Genomic DNA, 8,914 nt, shown 5'->3' with positions numbered 1-8,914 from the left:
CCCGTCACCCCTCTTTAGTTGCATACAGTGCTGTCGTAACATGATTACGCCAACTGCACTCAAGCGGTTGAACCGCCGTATACCGAACGGTACGTACGGTGGAGTGGAAGGTCGACTGCTCAATTATTGAGTAGCCTCCTATCCGATTGGCGAGGAAGAAGATCCGCTGTTTACGCTGCAGTAGGTGCCGGCTATAAGGCAGGCTTATAAATAAATTGCTTTTTTTGTATAAAAAGGTTTGACATTTCTGGGCTGGCCCATTTAAAATAACACCATAGCATACTAAACAGGTAGGAATAATTAAAAATGTTCTCACCGTACGGACGGAGGAACGCTCTACTTGCCTTGGCAGACACGGGTAGTGGCTCGGTTTGACCGTTGGGGGTGGGGCGTTTCTCCGTTTTCCATTGTCCAATGGGTTGCTGTGGTGGAGATCTGCCCTGCCCTAGTAAAGCGAGAAAAGAGTATGGGGAGTGATACGATGAACAGAAGGTTGAAGCAAGGGGTTCTAGTGAGTCTGGCATTAATGATGATTGGGGTTCTGGCAGCTTGCTCGTCCAACACGAGCGGCGGCAACGACGCGGCCAGCGCGGCAGCCGGCAATTCCGGCGGCGGGGAGAAGTCCAAAGCGGTGGAGCTGCTGAACGTATCCTACGACCCAACCCGGGAATTATACGAAAATTATAACAAGGCCTTTGCGGCATATTGGGAGAAAGAAAAAGGACAGAAGGTCACCATTAAGCAGTCGCATGGCGGGTCAGGCAAGCAAAGCCGGGCTGTCATTGACGGGTTGAAGGCCGACGTGGTAACTCTGGCGTTGGGATACGACATTGACGCCATTGCGGAAACCGGGCTGATTAATGAAGGTTGGCAGCAAAAGTTCGAATATAACAGCTCGCCCTACACTTCTACGATCGTATTCCTGGTTCGTAAAGGCAACCCCAAAGACATTAAGGATTGGAACGATCTGATCAAGGATGGCGTTGAGGTGATCACGCCTAACCCGCAAACCTCCGGCGGGGCGCGGTGGAATTACCTGGCGGCTTGGGGATATGCGCTGCACCAAAACAATAACGACGAGACGAAAGCACGGGAGTTCGTGCAAGAGCTGTTCAAGCATGTTCCGGTTCTCGACAGCGGGGCGCGCGGCGCTACAACGACGTTCGTAGAACGCGGACTTGGCGACGTGCTGCTGGCTTGGGAGAACGAAGCCTGGTTGTCCGTGAAGGAGCTGGGGCCGGATAAGTTCGATATCGTCTATCCGTCGGAGAGCATACTGGCCGAACCGCCGGTTGCCGTGGTCGACAAAAATGCAGATGCTAACGGCACCCGCGAAGTGGCTGAAGCTTATTTGCAGTACCTGTATTCGGAAGAAGGACAGAAGATCGCTGCGGATAATTACTATCGTCCAACGCTGGACAGCGTTAAGGCGGAGTATGCCGACAAATTCCCGGAGATCAAGCTGTTTACAATCGAGGAATTTGGCGGATGGGCAGAAGCCCAGGCGAAGCATTTTAATGACGGCGGCATCTTTAACCAAATTTACCTACCGCAATAATACGAACCGACCGTAACGAATCGGAGGCGAAGACTATGCACAGTAGCACTGCAAAGCGCGGCGTTCTGCCTGGTTTCGGGCTGACGATGGGATTTAGCGTGCTGTACCTCAGCCTAATCGTGCTCATCCCGCTTTCCGCCTTGCTGCTCAATTCTACAGGACTAACCTGGGAGAAGTTTTGGGATATCGCCACCGACCCGCGCGTGCTTGCTTCATACCGAGTAAGCTTTGTGACCGCGGCGGTGGCCGGACTGATCGATGCGGTGCTTGGGCTGTTGCTGGCCTGGGTGCTGGTCCGGTACGATTTTCCCGGCAAACATATTTTTGATGCGATGATCGACCTTCCTTTTGCCCTGCCGACGGCGGTGGCTGGGGTTTCCCTGACTGCGATCTACTCAGCCAACGGCTGGATCGGTTCCTTGTTCGAACCGCTGGGGATTCGCATCGCCTTTACACCGGCGGGCATCACGCTTGCGCTGATGTTTATCGGCATTCCGTTTGTGGTGCGCACCGTACAGCCGGTGCTGCAGGACCTGGATGCCGAAGTGGAGGAGGCGGCAGCTACCCTTGGGGCAAGCCGCTTCCGCACCTTCCGCCAGGTCGTGCTGCCGGAGCTTCTGCCACCGCTTCTAACGGGGTTTGCGCTCGCGTTTGCCCGCGGCATCGGCGAATACGGCTCCGTGGTCTTCATCTCCGGCAATATGCCGATGAAGACGGAAATCGCCCCGCTGCTGATCATGTCGAAGCTGGAGCAATTCGACTACGCCGGAGCGACGGCAGTTGCACTGATGCTGTTGCTCATCTCGTTTGTGCTGCTGCTGCTCATCAACACGTTGCAACGCCGGATTCGCAAGACCGCGCGCTAGGAGATGGAGAAACGCTCGAAAACGCCAATCGCAATCGATAGGGAGGGAAGAGGATGGCTGGTTCTGTGCCATTAGCTGCAAGCAAGCCGACGGCCCCGCGGAAGCAGGTGGGCCAAGGCTCGGGCGTCATCAAGTGGGTGCTGATCACAGCAGCCGTACTGGTCCTGCTGTGGCTCATCGTATTGCCGCTTGCCGTCGTCCTGACGGAGGCGCTCAAGAAAGGTTGGGACGTCTACATCGCAGCCATCCGTGACCCGGATGCATTATCCGCATTGCGGCTGACGCTGCTCGTCGCTGTGATTACCGTCCCGTTGAATACGATCTTTGGAGTGGCTGCCGCTTGGGCGGTCACCAAATTTAAATTTCGCGGCAAGCAGGTATTGGTCACCTTAATCGACTTGCCGTTTGCCGTATCGCCGGTCATTGGCGGTCTGATCTACGTGCTGGTTTATGGCTCGCACGGGTGGTTCGGACCGTGGCTGGAGGAGCATCATATCTCGATTATTTTTGCCCTGCCGGGCATCATCCTGGCGACGTTGTTCGTGACTTTCCCGTTTGTTGCCCGTGAGCTCATTCCGCTGATGGAGGACCAGGGGCAGCAGGAAGAAGAAGCTGCTATCACGTTGGGAGCGCGGGGGTTCCGGATCTTCTGGAAGGTCACGCTGCCGAACATCAAATGGGGTCTATTGTACGGCATTGTTCTGTGTAATGCGCGAGCGATGGGAGAATTCGGCGCGGTTTCCGTCGTCTCGGGCCATATCCGGGGAGAAACGAACACCTTGCCGTTGCACGTGGAGATTTTGTATAACGAGTACCAATTTTCTGCGTCGTTTGCCGTGGCATCCCTGTTATTGCTGCTGGCGCTGGTGACCCTGCTGCTCAAAGGCTGGTTCACTCGCAAGAGCAGCCATTAGGGAGACCGAGGCTAGAAAGGACCAGAGGTGCGCCGGTTGCGCAGGCGGAGCTGGGGAGAGTTACAGCGGGGAGAGTCTGCTGGGTGAGATGAGGGATGGCTTCCAAAGCAGCGGTTCCGCAGAGGCCGAAGGCTGGAGCCGGTTTGGGTGCGAGCTGGATCCTATGGAGGAACCGTGCGACGGCGAACCTATAGGGGCGAACCATGGGGCTAGTTCCCGGAGCGGGGACCAGGAATCTGTGGGAACAGACTCCCATCCCGTGGGTCTCAGCTTCTGTATCAGCATCTAACGGAACGTAACGCCCTTATTCGCCGATTTCCCGGACATTTCCCACTGTAACGGAACCAAGTGACCTTATGGCCCGAAAAAGTAGAGAGAGAACAGAAATTGCTCGAAATAAGGTCTTCTCGTTCCGTTAGCTTTAAAACCACCCGCGAAACGTACAAATAACGGTGCTAGGTTCCGTTAGAAGTGTGAATACCAGCGTGAACTGTTAATTTACCTATATACCTAAACCAGGGGAGGGGTAGGGGGATGGCGAAACCATTGCAAGTCGATGAAATTTGGCTGGAACGGATTGCGGAGCTGCTGAGCGGCATGGAATTCGGTTCGTTAAACATCGTTGTCCATGAAGGTCAAATCGTGCAAATGGAACGTACGGAGCGCAGACGTTACGAGTTGAACCCGGGCAATGCCTCCAGGGCTGCCGGAGCTTCCCGTCATACGGCCAAACCTTTACGTGAATCTAGACAGCGTTAAGGTTAAGCGGGCCGGGTGCCTGTCTCTACAGGAATCATTAACATCAGAAACATCACCCTAATTTAAAAAACAACCCCGATTCCGGGCGGTCAGGCCGAAGGCCTGTCCCGCCTCAAGGAATCGGGGTTGTTGGCGTTTATTGCGTCGTTTCGCCCTCGCCGCCCTTAGGACTTAGCGACTGCACGGCTTCGGAGGAGACGCCGTCTGAAGCCTGCGGGGTCATCGGCAGCGGATCATGGCCGACATACGGACGGGCCCTCCTCGGTTTGCGGCTGTTGAGGCGAAATCCGCCGAGAAACAGGAGCAGCTGGGCCCCGAGCAGATATGGGGCCAGCCATGAAGCAGCCCAATGTCCGACAGCCAACACGGCGATCACGGCGCCGAGCAACCGAGCCGGTACCGCATTAACATGCCGGTTCCGTCCGCCCAACACGGCCAGGGAAAGCGTTAGCAGCGCAAACCAACTTGAGGTCAGTTGCATCCATCCGATCGCCAGCTCCCACGCGTTTCCGCTTTCTTCAGCGCCGGATAGACTGGTGTCCAGCAAGCGCCACAACCATAGCAGCGAGATAAAGAAGGCGGCGGCGAGTACTCCTGGCAAAACGGGGCGAAACATACGCCATAGCCAGCTCCCCCAGCCAGGCCCTTCCATGTGGCGGAGGAGCTTGTCCCGTTCGGCGATCAGCGTCTCGCTTTCCCGCTCGATGGTTCTCAGCAGCAGAGGCAGCCGGGAGGCGTCGTCGTCCTCGATGTAAGCGGCGATTTGCGCGAGCACATTTTCACTGACATAAGGCGCAGCCCGGCTAGCCAGCAGCTTGTCCCGCAGGGCGCTGGGGTCCGCGGGCGTTGACGAAGCGGATTCCGTTGCAGACATCAACGATCCTGCAGCCGCCGCATAGCGTTCCAAGGTCGAGTTGACGTAATCCAGCCGGATTCGCTCATCCCGAGCCATTTGGTTGCGTGAGGTAATATAAATTGCAAGGAACGCAGACAATGCCAGAAAGGCAGCCAGCGCGGCATGATCAGGGCTCTGTAGCCAGGTAACCCATTCCGACAGTGACACGATGATCACCCTTTCCATATTCCTCCTTTCACTATTGCACAGGAGGCGTTCGGATTCAAGCTTGAGTCAGGAGTTTTGAAAATATGTTATACTTGAAAATTGGTGAAAACTTACACAAAAAATCAGCGGGCGGAGGGAAACGGTATGAATGAACAACCCGGGGCAGACATGAATGGACAACCCGGTGCGGGGAGGAATGGACATCCTGCGGCAGAGGTGAAGATCCGATACGAAGCGCCTGAAGTTGCGGATTATCTGAGGCTTCGTGAACGTGCGGGAATGAGTCCGCGCAGCGCGGAAGGAGCAGAGATTGGCCTAAGAAACTCCATCTTCGCCGTCTCGTTATATGATGAAGCAGGATTAGCGGGGATGGGAAGAGTTGTGGGCGATGGCGGCTGCTTTTTGCAGGTGGTGGACATTGCCGTACGCCCGGATCTTCAAGGCAAAGGCCTTGGCACAAGGATCATGAGCGAAATTATGAGGTTTCTGGAGCAACAGGCACAGCCTCAAACCTATGTCAGCCTGATCGCGGATGTGCCAGCAGATAAGTTGTACCGGCGTTTCGGCTTTGAATATACCGCTCCTGGCGGACTTGGGATGTATTGGAGACAACGATAACATGGAGCATGGGAAGGCTTGCAACGGATGGAGCCCTCCGGTGAGAAAAGGGCAAAGGAGATGCCATCGGAGTGACTACAACAGTCATTGAAATTTTTATGATCGCGATTCTGGCAGGGATCGTGGGTTCGATTCTTGGATTGGGCGGCGGAATTATCGTGACCCCCGCGCTGACACTGCTGTTTGGCGTGGACATTAACCATGCCATTGGGGCGAGCATCATTTCCGTCATCGCCACTTCAAGCGGATCGGCGGTGGCGTACATTCGCGACCGGATCACCAATTTGCGGGTCGGTATGTTTCTGGAGATTGCCACGACGGTCGGGGCGATTACCGGAGCGTTTATCGGGGCTTGGATAGCCCCGCAGTTTTTGTATTTTATTTTTGCCTTGCTGCTGCTCTACTCGGCTTATGCCATGATCAAAAAAAGCAAACAAGAGGTGCCGGAAAACGTTCCGCTGCATCCGGTAGCCCAAAAGCTGGGGCTGCAAGGGGAGTATTATGACAAGGCGCTGGGCAAGACCGTGGCCTATAACGTAGACCGCGTCTATGAAGGCTTTGGAGTCATGTACGGTGCAGGCGTTATTTCCGGGCTGCTCGGCATTGGCAGCGGGAGCTTTAAAGTGATGGCGATGGACGTGTTTATGAAAATGCCGCTGAAGGTGTCGAGTGCGACCAGCATTTTTATGATGGGCGTTACGGCGGCGGCTAGTGCAGGGATCTATTTGCTCCGCGGGGACATTATTCCGGTAATATCCGCTCCCGTCGCCTTGGGCGTGTTGATCGGAGCCACCGTCGGTTCGCGCTTGATGCAGCGCATGAAGAGTAAAACGATTCGCAAGCTGTTTATTCCCGTCATGGTGTACGTGGCGTTCCAAATGATCTATCAAGGATGGAGGGGCTGACATGGGCGACCCTAACGAGACAACGCAAAATCGCACCTTTGAGATCGAAACGGCCATCAGCAAAATGCTCCGGGTTGGCGTCATGCTCGCGGCTGCTGTGATCGTGATTGGACTCATCCAGTTTTTGATCACAGGCGACAGCGGGTACCCGGGGGATACGTACCCCACCAACTTTGGTGCGATCATGTCCGGGTTGCTGGCCTTGAAGTCAGCGGCGATCATCCAGACCGGTTTGCTGCTGCTCATTTTAACGCCGGTGTTTCGGGTGTTCATTTCTCTCTTTTTGTTCTGGGCTGAGAAGGACTACCGTTACTTGGTGATTACGGCGATTGTGTTTATCATCTTGATCTTGAGCTTCGTACTAGGAAAGGCGGGCTAAGGAATCAGCAGGATCTGGGGCTTTCTGATCGCTTTGCAGAGCGGGGGAGGCCCTTTTGTTTTTGGACTTGCGGGGGAAGGATAATTATAATGTAAGCAGCAAAGCTTGGGAATCCCATCCAACAGCGAAGAAAGGGCGAACCGATAGATGAAGATCGTATTATTTGGCGCAACGGGCATGATTGGAAAAAGAATTGCGGCGGAGGCGCTGCAACGCGGTCATGACGTGACAGCAGTAGTTAGAGATCCGGCGCGGGCTGCCGAGGCGGGGTTACCTGACCTCGTGCCGGCAGATTCCAAGCGGGCCGGGCATTTGAGCTTGAGGGAAGGGGATATTTTGGTCCCCGATTCCATCGCCCGGCTCGTCCAAGGACAAGACCTGGTCATTAGCGCGTATGGGCCGCGCTTCGGGGAGGAGGACGAGATGCTGGAAGCCACGCGATCGCTGATCGAAGGCGTGAAGCGCGGCGGCGTCCGCCGTCTGATCGCGGTTGGCGGAGCCGGCGGTTTGGAAGTTGCTCCAGGTGTGCGGTTGATGGATACGCCCGAGTTCCCGGAGGAGGTACGGCCGTTGGCCCGGGCTCACGAAGAGGCTCTGAACCTTTACCGGGCGTCGGACCTGGAGTGGACGGTATTAAGCCCGCCGGCGCTGATCGAGCCGGGGAAGCGCACCGGGATGTTCCGTTTAGGGTTAGACCGCTTGGTCGTTGACGAGCGAGATAACAGCCGGATTACGGCGGAGGATTATGCCGCAGCCCTCCTGGACGAAGCGGAGGACCCGTATTATATCGGCACCCGTTTTACTGTGGGGTATTAGAACCGTTGGGGGAGGAGAACCAATGAAATTCGTGACATCCGAGCAAATGCGTGCCATCGACCACTACGCGATTGAGCAGATTGGCATTCCGGCGGTCGCGTTAATGGAGAACGCCGGGCGGGCCATTGCCGAGGAAGTGCTGTTCTTTTGCCGGCAGCGGCGGGAAGGGCGGCTTTCGGAGTATTCCGAGGAGACGATTCGCGAGCGGACAGCTGGATTGGACAGCTGGGACCGGGATTTAGGCGGCTCGCCGGAGCCGGAGGAACATTGGCTGATTCTCATCGGCAAGGGAAACAACGGCGGCGACGGCCTGGTGTGCGCGCGCCATCTCGCGGATGCGGGCGTGCGGGTGAGCCTGCTGTACGCCGAGGAGCCGGAGCGACTCGGCGGCGAAGCCGCGCTGCAGCATGCGATCGCTGCAGCGCTGGGGCTGCCGGGCGAGGTGTACACGCCCGGCGCGGTGGCGGCGGCCCGATCCCGCGGGGTGACGGGGATCGTGGACGCGTTGCTGGGCACCGGGGCGAAGGGAGCGCCCCGGGGGGCCTACGCCTCCCTGATTCGGGAGGCGAATGAGAGCCGGCTGCCAATCGTGGCAGCCGACATCCCCAGCGGGCTGGATGCCGATACCGGCGCGGTCCACGACCCGTGCATTCAGGCCCGGATCACCGTCTGCCTCGCCTTCTTGAAGGCGGGGCTGACGCAATATCCGGGCGCGAAGGCCGCGGGGGACGTGATCGTCCGCTATATCGGCATTCCCCGCGCGCTTCCGCCGGGCATGGCGGAAGCCGGGGTGCTGCTCACCGAGGAGGCACTGCGCGGTGAGCTTGGGGTGGACCCGGGGCGGCGGCGCGACGCCGACGGGCACAAGGGCACGTACGGGCACGTGCTGCTGGCGGCAGGCAGCCTGACGATGAGCGGCGCCGGCCTGTTGGCCGCCAAAGCCGCGCTCCGCGCCGGCAGCGGCCTTGTCACGTGGGCGCTGCCGGAGGCGCTGCTGCCGCAGGTGCTCGGGGCCGTGCCCGAGCTGATGCTGGCG

The 8,914-nt window shown here is 57.3% G+C and carries 10 protein-coding genes; 9 read left to right on the top strand and 1 reads right to left on the bottom strand.

Annotated elements, in window-relative coordinates; translation table 11 throughout:
* Positions 1-481 precede the first annotated feature (481 nt).
* The 4 genes from PBA01S_RS22000 to PBA01S_RS21985 all read left to right on the top strand — a co-directional run bounded on the left by PBA01S_RS22000 (position 482) and on the right by PBA01S_RS21985 (position 4,097).
* On the top strand, positions 482-1,558 hold the full coding sequence (locus tag PBA01S_RS22000) for a sulfate ABC transporter substrate-binding protein (RefSeq protein WP_085279208.1): 1,077 nt from the start codon (positions 482-484) through the stop codon (positions 1,556-1,558).
* Positions 1,559-1,593: 35 nt separating this feature from the next.
* Complete coding sequence (cysT, locus tag PBA01S_RS21995) at positions 1,594-2,424, top strand: sulfate ABC transporter permease subunit CysT (RefSeq protein WP_028539855.1); 831 nt, start codon at positions 1,594-1,596, stop codon at positions 2,422-2,424.
* A 53-nt stretch (positions 2,425-2,477) separates the two neighbouring features.
* On the top strand, positions 2,478-3,338 hold the full coding sequence (gene cysW / locus PBA01S_RS21990) for a sulfate ABC transporter permease subunit CysW (RefSeq protein ID WP_028539854.1): 861 nt from the start codon (positions 2,478-2,480) through the stop codon (positions 3,336-3,338).
* Positions 3,339-3,872: 534 nt separating this feature from the next.
* Positions 3,873-4,097, top strand: coding sequence for a YezD family protein (locus PBA01S_RS21985; RefSeq protein WP_028539853.1), 225 nt, complete (start codon positions 3,873-3,875; stop codon positions 4,095-4,097).
* A 136-nt stretch (positions 4,098-4,233) separates the two neighbouring features.
* On the opposite strand, the gene PBA01S_RS21980 is transcribed toward PBA01S_RS21985, so the two are convergent.
* Complete coding sequence (locus PBA01S_RS21980) at positions 4,234-5,169, bottom strand: hypothetical protein (protein WP_127576743.1); 936 nt, start codon at positions 5,167-5,169, stop codon at positions 4,234-4,236.
* A gap of 159 nt (positions 5,170-5,328) precedes the next feature.
* Here PBA01S_RS21980 and PBA01S_RS21975 point away from each other — a divergent pair, with 159 nt between their 5' ends.
* The 5 genes from PBA01S_RS21975 to PBA01S_RS21955 form a co-directional block, all read left to right on the top strand.
* Positions 5,329-5,778: a GNAT family N-acetyltransferase gene (locus PBA01S_RS21975; RefSeq protein ID WP_051417101.1), complete on the top strand. Its 450-nt coding sequence runs from the start codon at positions 5,329-5,331 to the stop codon at positions 5,776-5,778.
* Positions 5,779-5,876: 98 nt separating this feature from the next.
* Entirely contained in the window at positions 5,877-6,683 is an 807-nt protein-coding gene (locus PBA01S_RS21970; RefSeq protein ID WP_371859563.1) for a sulfite exporter TauE/SafE family protein, read from the top strand.
* Position 6,684: 1 nt separating this feature from the next.
* A complete protein-coding gene (locus PBA01S_RS21965) occupies positions 6,685-7,062 on the top strand; it encodes a DUF1634 domain-containing protein (protein WP_127576741.1) in 378 nt (125 codons plus the stop codon).
* A 147-nt stretch (positions 7,063-7,209) separates the two neighbouring features.
* Positions 7,210-7,878, top strand: a complete 669-nt coding sequence (locus PBA01S_RS21960; RefSeq protein WP_127576740.1) for an NAD(P)-dependent oxidoreductase — start codon at positions 7,210-7,212, stop codon at positions 7,876-7,878.
* Between the two features lie 22 nt (positions 7,879-7,900).
* Positions 7,901-8,914 (top strand): NAD(P)H-hydrate epimerase (locus PBA01S_RS21955; protein ID WP_127576739.1); only part of this gene is annotated, 1,014 nt, incomplete at its 3' end.

It is taken from the genome of Paenibacillus barengoltzii NBRC 101215 (assembly GCF_004000745.1).
GTDB classification, from domain to species: Bacteria; Bacillota; Bacilli; order Paenibacillales; family Paenibacillaceae; genus Fontibacillus; species Fontibacillus barengoltzii.
This window is presented reverse-complemented; position numbering and strand designations above follow the sequence as displayed.